17 protein-coding genes and 1 riboswitch are annotated in these 19,160 nt (G+C 43.5%); of the genes, 6 read left to right on the forward strand and 11 right to left on the reverse strand.

Going from position 1 to position 19,160, the window contains the following annotated elements; all coding sequences use genetic code 11:
* The first annotated feature begins 7 nt into the window (after positions 1 to 7).
* Both MHB63_01040 and MHB63_01045 read left to right on the forward strand, forming a co-directional pair.
* Positions 8 to 1,123 (forward strand): glycosyltransferase, encoded by a 1,116-nt coding sequence (locus tag MHB63_01040; GenBank protein ID MEK3805171.1) that lies wholly within the window; start codon positions 8 to 10, stop codon positions 1,121 to 1,123.
* 102 nt (positions 1,124 to 1,225) lie between these two features.
* Positions 1,226 to 1,561 (forward strand): DUF3243 domain-containing protein, encoded by a 336-nt coding sequence (locus MHB63_01045; GenBank protein ID MEK3805172.1) that lies wholly within the window; start codon positions 1,226 to 1,228, stop codon positions 1,559 to 1,561.
* 221 nt (positions 1,562 to 1,782) lie between these two features.
* Here the strand turns inward: MHB63_01045 and MHB63_01050 are convergent, their stop codons facing one another.
* Entirely contained in the window at positions 1,783 to 3,927 is a 2,145-nt protein-coding gene (locus tag MHB63_01050; protein ID MEK3805173.1) for a GDYXXLXY domain-containing protein, read from the reverse strand.
* A gap of 243 nt (positions 3,928 to 4,170) precedes the next feature.
* Between MHB63_01050 and MHB63_01055 the strand changes: the two genes are divergently transcribed.
* Together MHB63_01055 and MHB63_01060 are read left to right on the forward strand one after the other, a co-directional pair.
* The gene (locus MHB63_01055) at positions 4,171 to 5,493 is read left to right on the forward strand and encodes a short-chain fatty acid transporter (protein ID MEK3805174.1); all 1,323 of its coding nucleotides are present in this window, start codon (positions 4,171 to 4,173) and stop codon (positions 5,491 to 5,493) included.
* A 102-nt stretch (positions 5,494 to 5,595) separates the two neighbouring features.
* The gene (locus MHB63_01060; GenBank protein MEK3805175.1) at positions 5,596 to 5,793 is read left to right on the forward strand and encodes a hypothetical protein; all 198 of its coding nucleotides are present in this window, start codon (positions 5,596 to 5,598) and stop codon (positions 5,791 to 5,793) included.
* A gap of 219 nt (positions 5,794 to 6,012) precedes the next feature.
* On the opposite strand, the gene MHB63_01065 is transcribed toward MHB63_01060, so the two are convergent.
* Positions 6,013 to 7,917 carry a heavy metal translocating P-type ATPase gene (locus tag MHB63_01065; GenBank protein ID MEK3805176.1) on the reverse strand — a complete coding sequence of 635 codons (1,905 nt, stop codon included), beginning with the start codon at positions 7,915 to 7,917 and terminating at the stop codon, positions 6,013 to 6,015.
* 323 nt (positions 7,918 to 8,240) lie between these two features.
* Here MHB63_01065 and MHB63_01070 point away from each other — a divergent pair, with 323 nt between their 5' ends.
* Entirely contained in the window at positions 8,241 to 8,795 is a 555-nt protein-coding gene (locus MHB63_01070) for a GNAT family protein (GenBank protein MEK3805177.1), read from the forward strand.
* Between the two features lie 604 nt (positions 8,796 to 9,399).
* On the opposite strand, the gene MHB63_01075 is transcribed toward MHB63_01070, so the two are convergent.
* The 7 genes from MHB63_01075 to MHB63_01105 form a co-directional block, all read right to left on the reverse strand.
* Entirely contained in the window at positions 9,400 to 9,762 is a 363-nt protein-coding gene (locus MHB63_01075) for a cytochrome-c oxidase (GenBank protein ID MEK3805178.1), read from the reverse strand.
* 79 nt (positions 9,763 to 9,841) lie between these two features.
* Positions 9,842 to 11,035: a nucleoside transporter C-terminal domain-containing protein gene (locus tag MHB63_01080; protein ID MEK3805179.1), complete on the reverse strand. Its 1,194-nt coding sequence runs from the start codon at positions 11,033 to 11,035 to the stop codon at positions 9,842 to 9,844.
* 153 nt (positions 11,036 to 11,188) lie between these two features.
* Positions 11,189 to 11,290: riboswitch (purine riboswitch) on the reverse strand.
* 73 nt (positions 11,291 to 11,363) lie between these two features.
* Entirely contained in the window at positions 11,364 to 12,692 is a 1,329-nt protein-coding gene (locus MHB63_01085) for a polysaccharide biosynthesis protein (protein MEK3805180.1), read from the reverse strand.
* 63 nt (positions 12,693 to 12,755) lie between these two features.
* The gene (locus MHB63_01090; protein MEK3805181.1) at positions 12,756 to 13,829 is read right to left on the reverse strand and encodes a Ger(x)C family spore germination protein; all 1,074 of its coding nucleotides are present in this window, start codon (positions 13,827 to 13,829) and stop codon (positions 12,756 to 12,758) included.
* Entirely contained in the window at positions 13,816 to 14,922 is a 1,107-nt protein-coding gene (locus MHB63_01095; protein ID MEK3805182.1) for a GerAB/ArcD/ProY family transporter, read from the reverse strand. The genes MHB63_01090 and MHB63_01095 overlap by 14 nt, the downstream gene beginning before the upstream one ends.
* 25 nt (positions 14,923 to 14,947) lie before the next feature.
* Positions 14,948 to 16,423, reverse strand: coding sequence for a spore germination protein (locus tag MHB63_01100; protein MEK3805183.1), 1,476 nt, complete (start codon positions 16,421 to 16,423; stop codon positions 14,948 to 14,950).
* A 120-nt stretch (positions 16,424 to 16,543) separates the two neighbouring features.
* Positions 16,544 to 17,131: a cell wall hydrolase gene (locus MHB63_01105; protein MEK3805184.1), complete on the reverse strand. Its 588-nt coding sequence runs from the start codon at positions 17,129 to 17,131 to the stop codon at positions 16,544 to 16,546.
* Positions 17,132 to 17,463: 332 nt separating this feature from the next.
* Here MHB63_01105 and MHB63_01110 point away from each other — a divergent pair, with 332 nt between their 5' ends.
* On the forward strand, positions 17,464 to 17,973 hold the full coding sequence (locus MHB63_01110) for a sigma-70 family RNA polymerase sigma factor (GenBank protein MEK3805185.1): 510 nt from the start codon (positions 17,464 to 17,466) through the stop codon (positions 17,971 to 17,973).
* 208 nt (positions 17,974 to 18,181) lie between these two features.
* Here the strand turns inward: MHB63_01110 and MHB63_01115 are convergent, their stop codons facing one another.
* Both MHB63_01115 and MHB63_01120 read right to left on the reverse strand, forming a co-directional pair.
* Positions 18,182 to 18,376, reverse strand: coding sequence for a hypothetical protein (locus MHB63_01115; protein MEK3805186.1), 195 nt, complete (start codon positions 18,374 to 18,376; stop codon positions 18,182 to 18,184).
* A 70-nt stretch (positions 18,377 to 18,446) separates the two neighbouring features.
* Entirely contained in the window at positions 18,447 to 19,097 is a 651-nt protein-coding gene (locus MHB63_01120; protein MEK3805187.1) for an SDR family oxidoreductase, read from the reverse strand.
* Between the last annotated feature and the right edge of the window lie 63 nt (positions 19,098 to 19,160).

Here is a 19,160-nt window from a genome sequence, read left to right on the forward strand (position 1 = left end):
TGTTTACATGCTTCTTATGTTTGAGATTTTCCTTGCCTGTCTTCTCGCCTGGACCATACTTAATTCTCTTTTCATGCCGTCTTTAAAAAAAGGGTCGACCGGCGCCACACCTTTAGTCTCAATCTTAATTCCCCTCCGGAATGAGGAAAAAAATGCAGGAGATCTCGCCGCATCACTTAAGGGCCTGTCCTATCCAAACCTTGAAATCATCATGCTCGATGATCAGTCGACTGACCGGACAAAAGAAGTGTTGACGGATGCTACCAAGAATGACAGCCGGTTTAGGATTGTGACAGGTTCAGACCTGCCTGATGGATGGGCAGGCAAAGTATTTGCCTGTCACCAGCTGAGCAAAATGGCATCAGGCGACTATTATTTATTTCTTGATGCAGATGTACGCGTTCATAAACATACGATCGAAAGTTCACTCGCCTTAATGAAACAAAAAAAAGCATCCATGCTTTCCGGTTTTCCCCGCTTTCCGGTCAAAACGATTCTCGAAAAATGGCTTGTGCCCATGCAGCATCTCTTAATCTATTTTCATCTTCCGCTTTACCTTGCCAATCACACGTCTATGGCAGCTGCATCCGCTGCACACGGTGCCTTTATCATGTTTGAAAAAAACGCATACCTCAAGTTTGGAGGACATCAGGCGGTTAAAGACGCCATAGTAGATGATGTGGTTCTTGCAAAAATCACGAAACAAAACGGATATCGCGCAGTCCTTGCGAATGTCACGGAATATGTCACCTGTTATATGTATGACAGCAATAAAGCTGTTTGGGAAGGATTCAAAAAAAACATTTTTCCGGGGTTTGGGCGATCGATTGTGATTGTCATACTCTTTTCGCTGTTTTACGGAGCAGTCTACCTGTTTCCTTTTTTTCTAGCACTCTATGGAATTACAGAACTGATTCAGGGGAAAATGAACCTGCATCTTTTTGTCCCCTACCTGCTTATCGTACTCCAAAAAGCATACATCGACTTGCGCAGCAGGCAGACACTGGCTTTGTCCCCTGCCATTCCGTTTTCGGCAGCAGCCTTCCTGCTGCTCCTTTATGCGTCCATGTTTGCTTCTATTAAAAAAACCGGCTATACCTGGAAAGGAAGAACCTATGATTAATCCTATAAATAAGAAATCTTCCGCACTTTTGCACATTCCCAAGGTTTACCTCTCTGAGATCAGGGAATGTAACAAGTAACTTAACCAGGAGGTGCAAGAAACATGTCAAATCATCAAGTAAAAGACGATTCAATTCAAACTGAAAAGATTGAGAACAAGCTGGATTCTATGAACAATGAAAAAATGGACGCGATCCTGAGAGACTTTGAAGAGTTTAAATCGTACTTAGGGGATAAAGTTGAAGCCGGGAAACGCCTCGGACTGAGTGATGAGATGCTGGCCAAAGGCGCTGAAAAAGTAGCCGGTTACCTTGCCAATAACGTAGAACCTAAAAACAGCGAAGAATATCTTCTCCATCAGCTTTGGAAAGTCGGAAATGATGAAGAAAGACATTACCTTGCACACATGCTTGTGAAACTGGCCAACGAAACGAATTAACATCTCAAAAGCGGAAGCGCCTTGGTCAGATCCGATAGGCAGATAAGAATCTGTCAGAAAAGTCCGGGCTTGACTTTTTTGACAGATTTGTTCTGACAGAGGATCTAGGCGCTTCCGCTTGCCGAGGATAACTTTGTACTATTATCCTCAACCTTTTACTCTTTATCATTTCCTTAATGAGAAACAGAAAACATCCATCCAGGCAGCCTGGATGGATGTTTCTATTTTAATGAAGAGAGATCCTTTTTAACATCCGTCAATAAAGCATTTCCTGCGCGGGATACAATGACTTTTGCATACTTCGCCGAGCGTTCAAGCTCAAGCCCGGTACCTTCTTCCACAAAAAACGATTCAATGCCGAAATGCACACTGTCATAGCCATTGTATTTCCCGGTGAGATAGACGGTGTCCTGTTCAGGCTCTCCCATGTCGGCCGCCCTTCCAATGACAGGCTCTCCTTCCTGTCTGAAAACCCCGGTACTGTCCTTCTTCACTTTAACAGTGACAACCGTGCCGCTTTTGATGGTTTCATCTGCTTCAAAACGGCCGGCTTCATATCTAAGCTGTACATAATCTCCCTGCAGCACAGATCTCGGATCCAGCGGTTCGAGCTGAAGAATGACAGACGTTCCTTCTTTTAAAGCAGTCTCATTGGCAATAGACTGATAACCCGTGAATCCCAGCTGCAGAAGAACAACAGCTGCAATCATCGCCCATCTCTTTTTTGAAAAGGCAGATTCCCCTGCTCTATTTTCCCGGTCAAAGTAACGGGCAGCTGCAAACAGCACCACGCCAATAATCAGGAACGTGACCGATTTATGCAGCAGCTTCCAGGCAAAGTCATAATATAAGCCTGTTAAAAACAGAATAAAAAACACCCAGGCTGCATTTCTCTTAAACACTTCCTCCTTTTGCTGATAAATGACCAGTGCTGCAAGATTCAGTCCAAAATACAAAATCTGATAGACAAGTGTTTCCCGCCAGTCCGCACCCCAGAACGCTGCAGGATACAACAGCAGAAAACCATATGTCAGAAATACACTGTCAAGCTTTCGCAGAGGCTTGAACGGAACCAGCAAAAGGGCAAATTGAATGAGTGACATGGCTGCAAGAATCACTCTGAAATGATCAGTCCACTCAAAATGCACGGAAAACAGGTTAAGCAATAAAACGAGCACGAATGAATAAGAGAGAAATTGAAGGAAACCTTCTCTTTCAATCAGGAGGATGACTGCTCCCGCTATTAGAAAAAGATAAACAGCCGCTGTATCCATGATGGTGATGACCCCAAGAGCTGATAAAAATCCTGTAATGAAAAGCGTATACCTTGCTGCAGGATTTACTGTTTTCAGGACTGCAGCCAAAATCAGAAACACCATACTCACGATTGCCAAAGCATATGAGGACTCAAATATCAGATAAAGCAGGCCGGCCAAGCTTGATGACAGCAAAATGGAAGATGTGAACGTGATAATCACAATCAGAATATTTTTAGACACTTTAAACGCTGCCGAATCACTTGATGCCTGTTTAGATGCTTTGACTGCTGCAAAAATTCCGGCACCCAAAAAGATAAGAGCCAGCAGGATGGAGAAAAAGTAAAAGCTGAGTCCTCCAAGCTGATCTGACAGACGTATGCTCATCTCAATATATTTTGATAGAACATAGATGCCCGCCATCGTGAAGCCAATAAACGTCAGGGCCTGATGCCCCGCTTTTTTCATGAATGAAAAATAGCTGAACAGAAGAACGGCAAGGAACAAGCCATTCATCCAGAGGCTGTAGGTTTCAAACACATAGTAAAACGACATGATGATCAAAAAGAGGTGAACGACAGCAAACGCACAATATTCAAGCACCTTCAGCCCCAGTGACCTCGCAAGAAAAAAGACCACTCCATTTAACAGCACGATTCCAAGATAGATGAGGAGCTGCTCGAATTCCGTCCGGTAAAGAAAGATGCTTGACGGATAGAGATAAAACCAGTACGAAAGCATAAACAGCACGTAGGATAATATGGCAAAAGGCTGATAGCGGGTAATAACAGCAAGCAGCAGGGATGGAATCAGCCATATGACAAACAGGAGATAACTGTCTGCATGTGAATTGTAAATCTGCCCGATCAGAGCGACGGCAGCCCCAAAGGACACTGCCCCGCCAACCAGCAGCCATCTAGTCAACTCCGGCCTCTTCATCCATTTTCCAAAAAGAAAGCTTCCTCCATAAAACAGAATCATAATACCTGCTGCAAGGGCGGTCTTTTCCGTTCGCTCAAAGCCTCCCCAGTTTGATGCAAAGAAAAAGATGATGCCTGAGAGGATAAATACAATTGAAGCTGCGTAGCCGAGCGGGATAAGTCTGTTCATCTTTCATGCCCCTTCCTTTTAACATTCGCAATTATTGCAACAACCCGTGATTGATAGTGTAATATTACACTATTTACTAGATTGTGTAAATATAACATTTTTTTTGGTGCCGACTCATATACCCCTTAACTAGTTTATCATGTCATTAACATCTCATCATAGAATCTGGTGTAAAAAAGGAGATTCCGCATTGAAAGCGAATACATTTTAGTGCACACAAGTACAAAAATTGGAGGGAAACAAATGAAAGCAGTCATTTCACTGTCGAACAGGCTAATGCAGCGCTATTTGCCCGACCCGTATTTATTCGTCATTATTCTAACTCTTGCCGTTTTCATCCTTGGTCTTATCTTTACGCCGTCCACCCCTCTTCAAATGGTGGAATTCTGGGGAGGCGGATTTTGGGGCCTGCTCAGTTTTGCGATGCAGATGGTACTCGTTCTTGTAACAGGGCATGTACTTGCAAGCAGCCCGCTTTTTAAAAAGGGGCTCAGCGCAATGGCTTCCGCTGCAAAAACACCCGGTCAGGCGATCGTTTATGTAACGGCGGTCTCTATGATCGCGAGCTTTATCAACTGGGGTTTCGGACTTGTCATCGGAGCACTTTTTGCAAAGGAACTTGCGAAAAAAGTAACAAATGTTGACTATCGTCTGCTGATAGCGAGCGCATACAGCGGATTTGTTATTTGGCATGGGGGAATATCAGGTTCAGTTCCGCTGACGATTGCAACAGAAGGCCATTTTGCACAGGATCTGATTGGGCTGATTCCGACATCCGAAACCATTTTTGCCCCATTCAACCTAATCATTGTTGCAGTGTTGTTTATCGCGCTTCCGCTTGTTAACAGAATGATGATGCCGGTAAAAGAGGAGACGATATCAATTGATCCTGCTCTTTTGAATGAGACAGGCGCTGAAGCTGCTTCGCTCGAGTTTGCGTCTCACACTCCGGCTGAAAAGGCTGAAAACAGCAAAATCATCTCAATGGTCATTGGCATAATGGGCCTGATCTACCTTATTTCTTATTTTATGAAGAATGGATTTCTGCTGAACCTGGATGTAGTAAATTTCATGTTTTTATTTTTAGGCATCTTGTTCCACGGTACTCCGAGGAATTTCCTGAATGCTGTGGCAGAAGCGATTAAAGGCACTTCTGGAATCATCATTCAGTTTCCGTTTTATGCAGGCATAATGGGGATGATGGTCACATCCGGACTCGCTGCGGTCATTTCAGAAGGCTTCGTCTCCATTTCAAATCAGCAGACGTTCCCGGTCCTTGCCTTCTGGAGCGCCGGACTTGTCAATATCTTTGTTCCATCAGGCGGCGGACAATGGGCGGTTCAGGCACCTGTTATGATTGAAGCTGCCAAAACACTCGATGTATCGATGCCAAAGACCGCGATGGCCGTTGCCTGGGGTGATGCATGGACGAATATGATTCAGCCATTCTGGGCGCTTCCTGCCCTTGCCATAGCAGGTTTAAAAGCAAAAGACATTATGGGCTACTGCGTTTTTGTGCTTCTTATCAGCGGTGTCATCATTTCACTCGGATTTTTCTTTCTATAAGGGTTAGACCGTCCAAATGGCGATACACATTTTTCACAGCATATGATTTTATGTATAATGAATGGTGGAGTCTGTTCTTACCCAGTTAAGGAGATGTTCGCATTGCTGAAATGGATGAAACGCAGAATAGTCCTACTTTTATGCCTTGCCGGTTTTGCTTCGCCATTTATCTTTATTCAATTAACAGATTGGTTTTATTACAGCTCGCTCATTGGCTGGATTCTTGGCTTTATCTGCATTTCATCCGCTTACGTCATTGTAAGCAGACGGCCGGATGAAGAACCGGCCGGAGAACAGTAGTTGGTCGGAACAAAAGCGCAAGCGCCAAGACCCGCTCCGATAGGCAGATAAGAATCCGGCGGAAAAGTCCGGGTTTGACTTTTTTGACGGATTTGTTCTGACAGAGGATCTAGGCGCTGGAGCTGGCCGATGATAACTTTGTTATGTTATCCACAGCCTTTTATTCTTTATAATTTCCTGAACAACAAAAAAACGGACGAAATCATTTCGTCCGTTTTTTCATGCCTTCAGAAGGCGAAGTCCATTTAATATAACCAGGATCGTGCTGCCTTCATGTCCTATGACGCCAAGGGGCAAATCAAGGATTTGAAGGAAGTTTGAACAAATAAGCAGGGCGATGACAGACATGGAGAAGACAATGTTCTGCTTTACGATCCGGTCCATTTTTTTTGAAAGCTCAATCGCTTTTTTCAGCTTTGTCAGGTCATTTTTCATCAGAACAACATCTGCTGTTTCAAGAGCCACATCCGTTCCTTCCCCCATTGCAATGCCGACATTGGCAGCGGCAAGAGCAGGGGCATCATTAATCCCGTCGCCGATCATGGCGGTCTGTCCGTATGTTTTTCCGAGGTTTTTCACTTCGTTCACCTTATCATCAGGCAGACATTCCGCCACATACTGATCCACATTTGCAGCTTCTGCAATTGATTTTGCCGTAGATTCATTATCTCCTGTAAGCATAACCGTATGGATTCCTGCTTCTTTTAGTTCCTTTATAGCCAACACAGCGTCATGTCTTAAGCCATCCTGAAGACAAAGAACAGCTGCAAGAGTCTGCTCTTTTTTTACATAAACGACCGTTTTCCCTTCCTGTGCCTTTTTCAGTCCGAATTCAGTCAGCGGATTTTGCGGTTCATTCTGATCCGGCTTTCCAATACTCCATTTATCACCTTTCCATATAGCGCTCACACCAAAGCCCGATTGCTCCTGAACTTCGGCCATTCCAGTCACCACATGAGGATATTCTTTTTCAACATGCTTGACAATCGCTTTTGCCAGGGGATGATTCGACTGCTTTTCAATAGAGGCTGCGGCAGACAGAACATCTGCCTCATTCAGCTCTTCAAGGATCAGCACATCTGTTACTTGCGGTTCTCCCTTCGTCAAAGTCCCTGTCTTATCAAAAGCGATGACCTTCAGTTTGCTCAGGCGCTCTAAGTGAACGCCTCCTTTGAAGAGAAGTCCGTTTCTGGCTCCATTGGAAATGGCAGACAGTGTTGCCGGTGTAATGGATGCAACAAGTGCACATGGTGACGCAACAACCATCAGGACCATGGCGCGGTAAAAGCTTTCGCTGAAGCTCCAGTCAAGCAGGTAGTGGGGCACAAACATCATGAGGGCAACTGCTGCAAGAACCCCTTTTACATACGTTCCTTCAAATCGTTCAATAAAAAGCTGGGATGGTGACTTTTCAGACTGTGCGGATTGCACAAGCTCAATAATTTTCTTAAAAAGCGTTTCATCGCTGTTTTTTGTAACAGCAACTGTGATGGAACCGCTCAAGTTCACGGTTCCTGCATAGACGGTATCCTCCGTCTTTTTCTCGACAGGAATGGATTCTCCAGTTATCGCTGCCTGATCGATGCTTGTTGTTCCTGAGACCACTTCCCCGTCTGTTGCTATCCGCTCACCGGGTCTGACAACAATTCTGTCTCCCACTTTGAGTTCTGATACATGAACTCTTATTTCTCTGCCGTCTTTGAGCAGTGACGCTTCTTCAGGCTGAAGCTCCATAAGGGCAGATAGCTCTCTTTCACTTTTATTCATTGTAAACGTTTCGAGAGCTCCGCTCAGCGCGAAGATGAAAATTAAAATCGCTCCCTCTACCCAATAACCGATAACGGCTGAACCGATGGCTGCAAAAACCATGAGGAGTTCAACATTAATCTTGCGGTCTTCAATCGTTTCTTCAATGCCTTCTTTGGCTTTAGCATATCCTCCTATAATGAATGCCGATATGAACAGGGCAGCCGTAAAAGGGGTATCTCCCTGCTGTGTCTGCAGAAGCCATCCACAAAGGATCAGCAATCCCGATAGAAGTGCTGCTATAAGTTCGCCGTATTCTTTTATTCTATCAATCATTGATTTCCAGCCATGTGCGAGCGCATTTTCATTTAAGCTCATTGTAAGCCTCCTTAATTGAGAATCATAATCATCATCATTCTCTTGTATAAAACACAAATGCTGCCCTCTGAGCAGCAGTATCCGCCAATAAATAAAGATTTCAACTAGTGTATGTTTTATTATAACAAAATGTCACCGAAACTCAACTAAAAATTATTATAATTTCTTTTTAATAATAATTATCATTTAGGTCGTGTTTCCACCGAAAATCCATTCATACAAATTGTTAGGGTAACCGGCCTTTTTTTTAAAAAAAATCCACTTTGGAAAAGGATTCCATTAAAACATGGAGAAAAAAGGAAGTAAGGAGGTGGGATAATGGTATGATTCAAGGGGAAAATGTCCTTCTCAGAAGGCTGAACCATGATGATATCCCTATATTATGGGAGTTTATATACGGTGAAAAAGATCCGGAGTGGAAGAAATGGGATGCTCCCTATTTCCCTGTCGGCTTTATGACAAGAAGAGATTTTGAAAAGGAGAAAAAAAGAGAAGCAAAAGATTTGTATTCAAATAAAATGTATATTGAAGCAAACGGACGCCTTATTGGAATGGTGACATACTACTGGGAGCACCAGCCTTCTAACTGGCTTGAGGTGGGGATTGTCATTTACGAGCCGTCCAACTGGCACAAGGGAGCAGGCACAGAGGCCTTAAAGCTCTGGATCCGGCATTTATTTGAAAAATACAAGCTCATCAGGATCGGCTTATCCACCTGGTCGGGCAATACAAGGATAATCAGGGTTGCAGAAAAAACAGGCATGCGGGAAGAAGGCAGGATCAGAAAGTGCCGATTTTACAATGGCGTTTATTATGATGCCATTAAGATGGGCATGCTGCGGGAAGAATGGCTGTCTTTTTCATTTAAAAATGTATAAACCCTCTTCATGAGTCCCAAAATAGATAGTGGTTTCTATCTATTTTCTTGGCGAGGTGAACGCTTGATGGCATTAGTTGTTATTTGCAGAAGCTGCAGCGGGTCAGGCAAGGTGAAGATAAATTCCGTTCTTCCCTTATCCCGGACATGCCGTTCATGCAGCGGATCAGGCAAGCTTCAGGAATTCACATACAAAAGCTGAACTCTAAAAGTGGCTGTGACAGAAAAAAAAAGGTGAATTTGATTAGACTAGTCAAATTCATCCTTTTTTGATTTCATTTTGTTTATTTATGCAAGATGATTTTATCATCTGATACCAGATCTCAATAGCGTACGATTGGCCTGCTTTGTACGGTATAATCATCGGCCGTTATAAAAATAGCATAAGATACACGCGTTATCATACGGTATAAACTCGAGCCGGCATTCAAATAACATCTCGTGCTTTTGTACGCTATAATCTCCAGCCAGTCTTCAAATGGCACAAGGTACATGGTCTATCCTAAGCTATAATCTCCAGTTGGTGGTCAAATAGCATAAGATAAACGCTTTTTTGTTTCACAGATTTCAACCTGTTCTATGTTTTGTCCGAGTCTTTTTCCATGCTACTTTAAATTGACCAGCACATTCCATACAAAGAATAACAAACCCGCGACAACTGCAAAGGAGCCGGCAATGGTCAGGAAAAGAAGGCTGCTGTTTCCTGATACAGCAAACACAAGGCCAATCATCATACAAGGCAGGCCGATGTTATGCAGCCAAAAATGTGCTTTTGCCAGAAAATGATCCGTTAGCTCAGGAAATAAATAATACAGAATACCCGCAATGGTCAGAGTCGTCCAACCGAGAAGATTCACGTGTGCATGAACCGGCGCAAGCACATAGTCATGGGCCATAGACATGTACAAACCGAGGAAAAGCCCGGCAGCCAGGTACAGCGCTGAAATTTTAATGGTTCTGATTCCCATATTAAAACCTCCCGCCTGGAATTTCTTCTCCCTAACTTTACGCGTCTTTTTCCTCTTTAGAAATTGTCCTATTCATTTTTTACATGAACATGCCCACAAACGCAGCTGTAATGAAGCTTGCGAGGGTCCCGCCGATAATTGCCTTGAATCCGAGCTTTGAAACGAGCGGGCGTTTTGACGGTTCGAGCGAGCCCAGTCCGACAATCAGCTGTCCAATTGAGGAAAGATTGGCAAAGTTGCATAGCGCAATTGACAGGATGGCCGTTGTTTTAGGAGAAAGCTCATCCATCGACTTGCTTAAATCCATGAAGGCAACAAATTCATTGACTGACAGCTTTGTTCCAATAATGGAAGCCGCTTTAAAGGCATCATCAAATGGAACGCCTATCATCAGGGCAAGCGGATAAAATACGTACCCGAAAATTTCGGACAGATCCGTTCCAAGAAGTCCAAGTCCCCCGTTGACAAGGGCAAGAATACTGATAAAAGCAATCAGCAGTCCCCCGATATTAAGTGCGAGCGACACCCCGCTCACTGCACCTTCTGCAATGGCCTCAAACACGTTGGCATGCTTCGTTTTTTCCATCATCACATTGTCATTTGTTTTTGAAACTTCTGTCTCAGGTTCAAGAAGTTTGGCTGTAATCAAAGAAACAAACGGTACGCTGAAAACCGAAATCAGCAAATACTTCATCTCAATGCCCATCAACGAATAACCGACAAGGATGGCTCCGCTGGCCGATGCGGTTCCGCCTACCATGACTGCAAACAGCTCCGAACGGGTCAGATCCTTCAAGTAAGGACGGACAAGAAGCGGTGCTTCGACAAGGCCAAGAAATGAATTGCCTACAGCGCTGAACGTCTCAACCTTTGTTGTCCCAAGCAGTCTGCCGATTGAAAGGCCGATGATTCTTACGACAAAAGGAATAATTCTCATATAATAAAGAGCCGATATAAGTGCAGAAATAAAAATGATGACCGCGAGAACATTAATGGCAAAAACAAACGTAATGTTCGTTTCTTCCCCGTAAAATCCCCCGAATACAAATTGAATTCCCTCAGAGCTGAAATCAATCATTTTCTGAACGCCTAAAGCTGTTTTTTCAAGGATAAAGGCCCCTGCTTCTACTTTAAGGACAAACAGGATAAAAACAGTCTGCAGCAATAGTCCGACGCCGATTGTTTTCCAGTTAATGCTTTTGCGGCTGCTGCTGAGGAGCCAGCCAAGAAACAGAATGCCTGCAAGTGATAGTATTCCATATAAAATGCTCAAGTTGTATGCCCCCATTTTTCGTAATCAACAGCCGTTTTCCTTAGTAAATCATTTTGGCGGTCGGATGTCTGACCTCTTTACTGCCGAAAAAAAAGAGACCGCAGTTCATCTCTCTACAAAGAAAGCTTGAACAATGGCCTCTGAAACTGGACGATACGTTCGTACTTTCCCTATAGTCCGGCACTTTAAGGCTGCCAGGTAGAAACTTATGGACCATATCTCCATGATTATATAAGGAAAACGTATGAAGTTATTTCTGTATTTTACGTTGGACACAGGACTTTTTCAACCCGCTCCGTTATTTGCAGACTAGAAAGTTTATTTTGAATCATCGGTAAACATTGTCTCTTCTTTTTGTCAGCCACACGGTAATACCTATTTTCTGGCAGATTGTTAAATAGTGCATAAACGTCAGGAGCACAATGCCCGTGTTCATGCCAAGTATAATGCCGGTCATGTGAAGCGACTCTCTCGAACCGAGGAAAAACATCATCGCAAACGAAACGATATGCGACCAAAGCGTATGATAAAAAGCATCTTTTACAAGCCCGAGGCCTATTAAATAAGCCTGCATGGGGATGACGAAGAAGTGAAACAGAAAATACGGCCAGAGCAGTTTCAAATAAAAGGCTGCCTGATCAGATGAAAAGAAAAGACTTGTCAGAGGCTCAGCAAACAAGTAAATAATGAAAACCGCCGGAACCCCGTAAAGCATAGTAAAGGACATGGACTGCTGCAGAAGATTGCGCAATGTTTTTATATCCTTTTGAGCATAAGCATCCGATACAGTCGGTATAAGCATGATCATGAGAGAGTGAGCGATAAATGCAGGGAAAAAACCAATGGACATAGCAACGCCTGTCAGCATGCCGAAATGCTCTGTTGCGGCGGCTGCCCCGAATCCGGCGGCCACAAGGGCTGTCTGGATCAGAAAAGGCTGGATGGCATTTGTTATCGCATGAAAAATTCTCAGTCCGGTTGTCGGCAGGGAGACAGAAAGCAGTTTTTTCCGGGCTTCTGTTCCTGTAATTGGAGTAAAGCTCCCCCGCCTGAGTGCGTGCATGTGAATCATGAACATGCTTGTCAGGTAGAGAAAAACAATCAGTTCGCTGCCTATAAAGGCACACAGAGCAATTAGAAGCGCCTGCTGGCTAAAGTTAAATACAGAGAAAACGCAAAGCAGTACGGTGAATTGGACGGCTTTTCTCAGGAAATTGGACACCGCGATCTTCCCCATCTGCTGCACACCCATAAAGTATCCGCGGGCAATGGATGAAAATGAGGCAATCGGGATGAGCCCGATAAACAGCCATTTGACTGCGGGATGAAAGCCATCCAGCAGCGGTGTGGCCGTAAAAAGGATATAAGTCCCTGCCAAAACAGTGAATGTGACGGCAGCCGTCATTTTCAGGGCATGCTGCAGCATGCTGTAGTGAAGGACTTTCTTATTTTCTGCTATGTATTTTGAAATTGAAATGGGAAGCTCAAGACTTGCCAGAACAATCACCAAAAAGATAACAGGCAAAATGGACATATACCTTCCCATGCCCTCTTCTCCAAGCTCCCTCGCAAGAATCATATTGACGAAGAATTCGATGCATTCACTGAAAAAGGCTGCGACGATTAATAACAATGTTCCTTTAAAAAAAGAATTCATGCTGCTCCCCCCTGCTAACAGGATATGAGACAAGGCATGAAATTATTTTAATATTTAGGGCGCTTATTCGATCACGCCTGTTTCTGTGATGGTGACAGACGGCTTAATTTTCACGGAAAGCTCAGGGTAGGTCTCTTTCCAGTCTTTTTGAGTAAATCCTCTAACTTTGCTTTTGATAATATCGTGCAGTCCTAACGGATCGACTTTCTGCTCCTTAAATTGTTCAATAAGCTCCAGTGATTCTTTGGCAACAACCTTCTCGAACGCTTTTTCCATCTCGTTTTTAATTTTTGGCGTAATCATTTTGCCGGTATACTGCTGGACAAAACCGTTAATTTTCACCTCTATCGTAATCTTTGAAGGGTCACCTTTATCAAGCCTTACTTTTCTGTCTGAAGAAATCGTTTTTATGGCTACCTGGTTTTTGTCAGGAAGTTTCAAGGCATAGGATCCCTCTGTAAATTTATCAGCAATCAATTTAAAGAAAAACAGTTTTTCATTAGGAATTTCACCGATCATTTTGTCGTCTTTAAACAGGGCAAGTCCATCAATTTCAACTGAATCAGCCTCGTTTTTCTTTAGAATCGGCAAGTACGGATCTGAGTCGCTTGAATACAGGTCATACAGGAAAATATGAAGATTTGTCTTAGGAACATCCCGGTTTTCAATGTTATGTTTGATCAAATTTGAAATATAAGGGGCCGCTCCTCTGTTTCCAAACTGCGACTTCATGATTTCATTTGCATTCTCCCTGCCCACGGTGAGATACACTCTGGATCCTACGCTTGCGTCCCTTTGAAGCGTATCTACAAGATTTGTAATTCCCTTTTTCGCAACCTCTTCTGAGTAAATGACGACAGAAATTTTTCCGAGCACAAGCGGATCAGATGATTTCCGCTGGAGATGGGTCAGAATATCTTTGCTCACTTCTGTAGAGGACGTATCCTCAATAATCTCGCTTTCGACGGGGGCATCCTGTGTGTAAACAGGAATAATGACTGTGCCCTTCATCATGTCTGAGCTCTCCATGTCATACCCGACAACTGTAATAATGTTCACATCATCAAGAATTTCTTTTTCAAGACAGCCTGTAAGAAACAGCGGAATAAGGACTATCAGCCATTTACGCTTTTTCACTTTTTTTTCCCCCTTTTTTTAGTTTCCTGTATATAAGAGTGCATAAATAAAGCATTGGAATATAGGCTACAAAAACGTAAAACCCGACTTCCCCCAGAAATGAATTCAGCATATTGATCTGCTCACGGCTGTTCATGAAGTTGATCCCGGCATAGCTGACTGCAAGAACGATCAAGATGGTGTATTTTTGCTTGATTTTTATCAGCTGCTTCATTCCCCTGCTTGCGCACCAGAGCGTGAGACAGACATTTGGCAGAATAACGAGATTCCAATTGGCAATGCCAATATACTCAAATCTCTCTACAAAAGGCATTTCAACTATTTTCCATATTGTAAGAGTTGCCCACACATTTTTCTGCAGCTGCTCTTGGCTGAAGTAGATGATGCTGAACAGCATGATGATTAAATAAAGAAGTGTCGTGACAGCTACACCGGCATGGGCCCACTTTTTTGATTTTTCCGGGTTTTTTATAAATGGATAGTACATGAACAGTGCTTCAAATCCAATAACAGTAAGAGACATGTTTTTCGTACTTTTTAAAAGATCCGTTAGTGAATGCTCAAATACGGGCATCAAATTGTTAAAATTTGCAAATTTCAGTGTGAATAGATAAGTCAAAATTAAATAACTCGGAAGAACGACTCCAAAAAATGCGATGCCGGCCACCACCCTGAATCCGCCGTTTAATATGTAATAAGCAAGGACGAGAAAGAGGAAGCTGTAGAGCCAGACATTTAAATCAGGAAACATCCACACCTGGATGACTTCAATAAAGGTTCTCAGTACATTAGTGGCAAGACAGGTAAAGTAAATGATTACCAACGCATTGAGAGCATTTCCAATCCATTTCCCAAAAAGTTTTTTCTGCACATCAAGAATATTGCCTTCTTGATCCTTTAAGATCTGAAAAATGAAGAAGACGGCGATATGGACGGCAAATCCCGATGCGAGGACAGCAATCCATGCGTCGTGCCCGGAATCAAGAGAAACGAAGCGCTGAAACCCGAGTACACCTACACCGAATTGCAGGGCATGTATCAGGTAAAATGCCATATAAGGCGAAACCTGATAGCGTTCGGCAATTTTTTTCAAGTCCGGGACACCTCCTTTGAGCAGTCTACTCGTCTATGTCGTGTTTCTGTTTCGCCTGTTCAGATGAAAATTTGTCGGGTTTTTTTGTTCTTAGAGCAAGCGGTCTTTTGCTTAATGTTGAAAATGGGAACCTGATGATTGCATCCTTCAAATCCCTTGCTCTTGCAGGGAAAATCGGCACCAGGAACGGGCGGCCGAGCGATGTAAGCCTGAGAAGATGGGCCGCCAGAAAACAAAAGCACAATACGATGCCCAAAAGGCCGTATATCTGAGCAAAAAGTAAAAACGGAAACCTGAGAAGCCGGATCGTATTGCCCATTTTATAAACAGGTGTTGTGAAAGAAGCCAGTGCAGCCAGGGCAACGATTATAAGCAGGACATTACTTGTCAGACCCGCTTCAACAGAAGCCGTCCCGATCACGATCCCGCCCACGATGCCGATTGTCTGGCCGACTTTCGTAGGAAGCCTTGCTCCTGCTTCCCTCAGTAGTTCAATTGTCAGCTCGAGAAAGAGAGCTTCCAATATAGGAGGCAGCGGAATCTCTCTCCTGGAGGTTACAAGAGTGCTGAGCAAATCTTTCGGGATCAGCTCATAATGAAACGTCAGGGTTGCAACATACACCGGTGTCACCAAAATCGAGAAGGCTACCGCAAAAACCCTTATGAGCCTGAAGAAGGATGAAAGAACCCAGTTTAAATAATAGTCTTCAAAGGATGAGAAAAATTCTATAAGTGTCGTCGGTCCGATCAGAACCTGAGGAGATCCGTCGACAACTACAGCTACCTTCCCTTCAGCGAGTACGGCTGCAACCCGGTCAGGCCTTTCAGAATCAAGAACCTGGGGAAACGGCGAGTTATGATTATCTGAAATGAACTGCGCCACATATCCGCTGTCGCCAATCTGGTCATAATGAATGTTTTTCAGTCTTTGTATGACCGTGTTGACGTTTTCTTCATCTGCAATGTTATCAATATAAAGAACCGCTGTTTTGGTTTTTGACAAGTCGCCTATTTGAAGTTCTTTGACACGCAGCTGCGGCACCTGTATCCGTTTGCGGATAAGATTTATATTAAACTCAAGTGCCTCGACAAAGGCTTCCTTCGGCCCTACTACGCTGAACTCGACTTCAGGGAGAGAAATATCCCTTGCTTTATTCAGGGTTGATCTGAGAAGAACACAGGGCGTGCCGTATTCTGTCATGGAAATAATGACATACCCTTCAAGCAGTTTTTCTGATATAACATCTGTATCGATCGTTATAATGATTTCTTCTATCGGCAAAATCTCTTTGATCTGCTGCAGACTCGTCCATTTTTCCTTAAGCAGCGGGCCTAATATGCTTTCATGCAAAAGCGTTGGATCTACTACTGTCCTAATATAGGAAATCCAGAATTTCAGCTCTTTTGCATCGTGCTCAAATTGAACAAAATCAGATGACGATTTAAAGCAGGTGATCAGTTCAGCCATCGATTGTTTCGGTTTTCCGTTTTCCTTCATCATCTCGTTCATTTGTCTCACCACGTTTCATGCTCATACTTTCCCTTATATTTCCTCCCCCGGCAGGATTTATTCGAATGCGCAAAAAAACTCCTTTCCGATTAGGAAAGGAGTGGCGAAAATTTATTTTGCAAAGACGTGATCACCAATTGTAAGCGTAATTTCTCTTGAACGGATCCAGTCACTTTCGGCCGTAACAGGGTTGTAGAAGTAGACAGCTTCATTGTCCATTCCCTGATAAGCCAGCGCTTCCTGGACAGCTTCTTTTGATTCTTCATCTGCAGGCTCATTGATTGCACCGTTTTCTACAGGTGAGAAAGCATAAATGCCTGACACCTTCTGATAGATAACATCTGTGACAGTATCCGGGAAACGCTCATCTTCTACCCGGTTTAAAACAACAGTTGCAACAGCCACTTTGCCTGCATACGGTTCACCTTTTGCTTCAGCATGAACAATGCGTGCAAGCAGATCCTTCTCTTTATCTGAGATTGATTGAGGAATCTGAAGCTCTTCTCCAACGTATAATAAATGTCCGCTTTTATGATTTAAAGACTGAATATCTTTAACAGAAACACCGTGTTTTTTTCCAATCAGCCAAAGAGTATCGCCGTGCTGCACTTTATGGCCTTGTGCAGCCTGTGCTTTTTCAAAGCCGAATAGAGAAACAGTCATCGCTGAGATTATAGTAAAGAACGCTAATTTTTTCATATGATGTAAACCTCCAGTTGTATTGCATCCATATTTACCGGATGAACATTTTACTCTGTGAAGCACATATATAAGCCTAACAGGTTTATTCACGCTCTTCATTGACAAAAAACTGGAAATTACACTCCGAATCTAAATACGGCTATTTCGGCAGGATTCCTGATTATTTCTCATCCATTTGTCATAAACCCTTAAAGAAAACGGCGAACATTCTGCATTTGACTCTCATGATTTTACTCTTATCAGCATTTTACCGGACGGCCGCCATTTCCTATGATGAAGATACCGCGGAATACACTTGAGAGAGCGCTCCCTTCAGAAACGGATGAACGATGGACGATGTTACATTTGCAGAGCTCGAAAAACGATATCAGCGCATGATTTACCACAATCTAAAGAAGCTTTGCATCACCCGAAATCAAGATGAGTTTTACCAGGCTGGCCTGATTGCCATCTGGAAAGCTTCAAAGACATATGACCCTTCAAAGGGATCGTTTGAAACGTACCTTTATAAAAGCATTAAAGGCCATATGCTGAATGAAATGAATAAACAAAATAAAAACAGGGACATGCCGGATATGATGGAGCATACCCTGATCTCAGAAGACCCCACTGCCCTGAAGGATATGGAAGACATGATCAAAGCGAACTGCGACATCCTCACCAAACATCAGCAGATCTGGATGATTTCCTATTGCCTGAAAGAAAAAACAATCAGTGAAATTGCCGCAAGTGAACAGGCAACTCCCGCCAGTGTCAAATCATGGAGAAGAGGCGCACTTAAGAAGCTCAGATCTTTGAGCGCTGAAGAATGGAAAGAGAGATTTTGGCTGCAGCCATGAACAAAAGCGGAAGCGCCTTGGTAAGATCCGAGAGGCAGATAAGAATCCGGCGGAAAAGTCCGGTTCCCGCCTTTTTTGACGGATTTGTTCTGACAGAGGATTTAGGCGCTTTCGCTTGCCGATGATAAATTTGTTATGTTATCCAAAGCCTTTTATTCTTATAATTTTGCTTACCAACAAAAAAAAGCCGTCTGTCGTGACGGCTTTTTCAGCTTCTTGGGGTCTCGAGATATTTGTATACAACACTTCCGCCCTGCTGGGCAATGCCGCGGAAATGCTTGAAATCGTCCCGTTCTACAAGAACTTCGCGAAAAAGGAGAAATGAATCCTTTTGTACATGGTATTCATTCATTTCCCCGCTTTTTAACGAGTCAAGGACTTCATTTGCAAGCTGCTTATCCATAAGAACCTGATTCCTCCTGTTCGTTTATCACTGCAAGTTTACTAAGGAGGAGGGTGCTTGTCCAGCATCTTTACGAATAGACTTTTGACAGAGCTTCATCAATCTCCGTTTCCCCTGAGAGGATTTCAAATGTCTTATTTTTAAGTTCGTCTTTTGTAAGGGCTGCAATGAGGACAGCTGCCACGTCTTCTCTTGGAATGCTTCTTCCTTCTGTTTGGTTAATTTTATCCGCAGCTTCAATTTTGCCTGTGCCGCGTTCATCAGTAAGAGCGCCGGGCCTTACGATTGTATAGGACAAATCTGAACCTCGCAGGTACTCATCCGCTATCGCTTTAGCCATGAAATACTGCTCCATATCTGATGGTCCTGCAGCCGGGTTGTCTGTACCCATTGAACTAAGCATGACAAAATGTTTGATTCCATGTTTTTTTGCTTCATCAATCAGGTTTTTGGCTCCTTCCTGATCGACTGAGATTGTTTTATCAGGTCCTGTTTTTGACCCTGAGCCCGCTGCAAAAATAACCGCATCGGCAAGATGTATGGCGTGGGAAACGTCTCCTTCAAGGTCACCGACGACCGTTTGGGCACCTAGCTTTTCAAGCTCCGGCTCCTGTTTTGGGTCGCGCACCATGGCAATCGCCCGATGCTCGCCTTCTTTTGCAATTTGTTCGATTAGAAGTCTTCCTGTTGTTCCATTTGCTCCAGCTATAAGTACATTCATTTCAACCAACACCTTTATAAGTAGTATGGTTGTACTTTTCCCGGGTATAAGGAGGTTTAAACA

This window comes from Bacillus sp. FSL H8-0547 (assembly GCA_038002745.1).
Taxonomy (GTDB): Bacteria; Bacillota; Bacilli; order Bacillales; family Bacillaceae; genus Bacillus_P.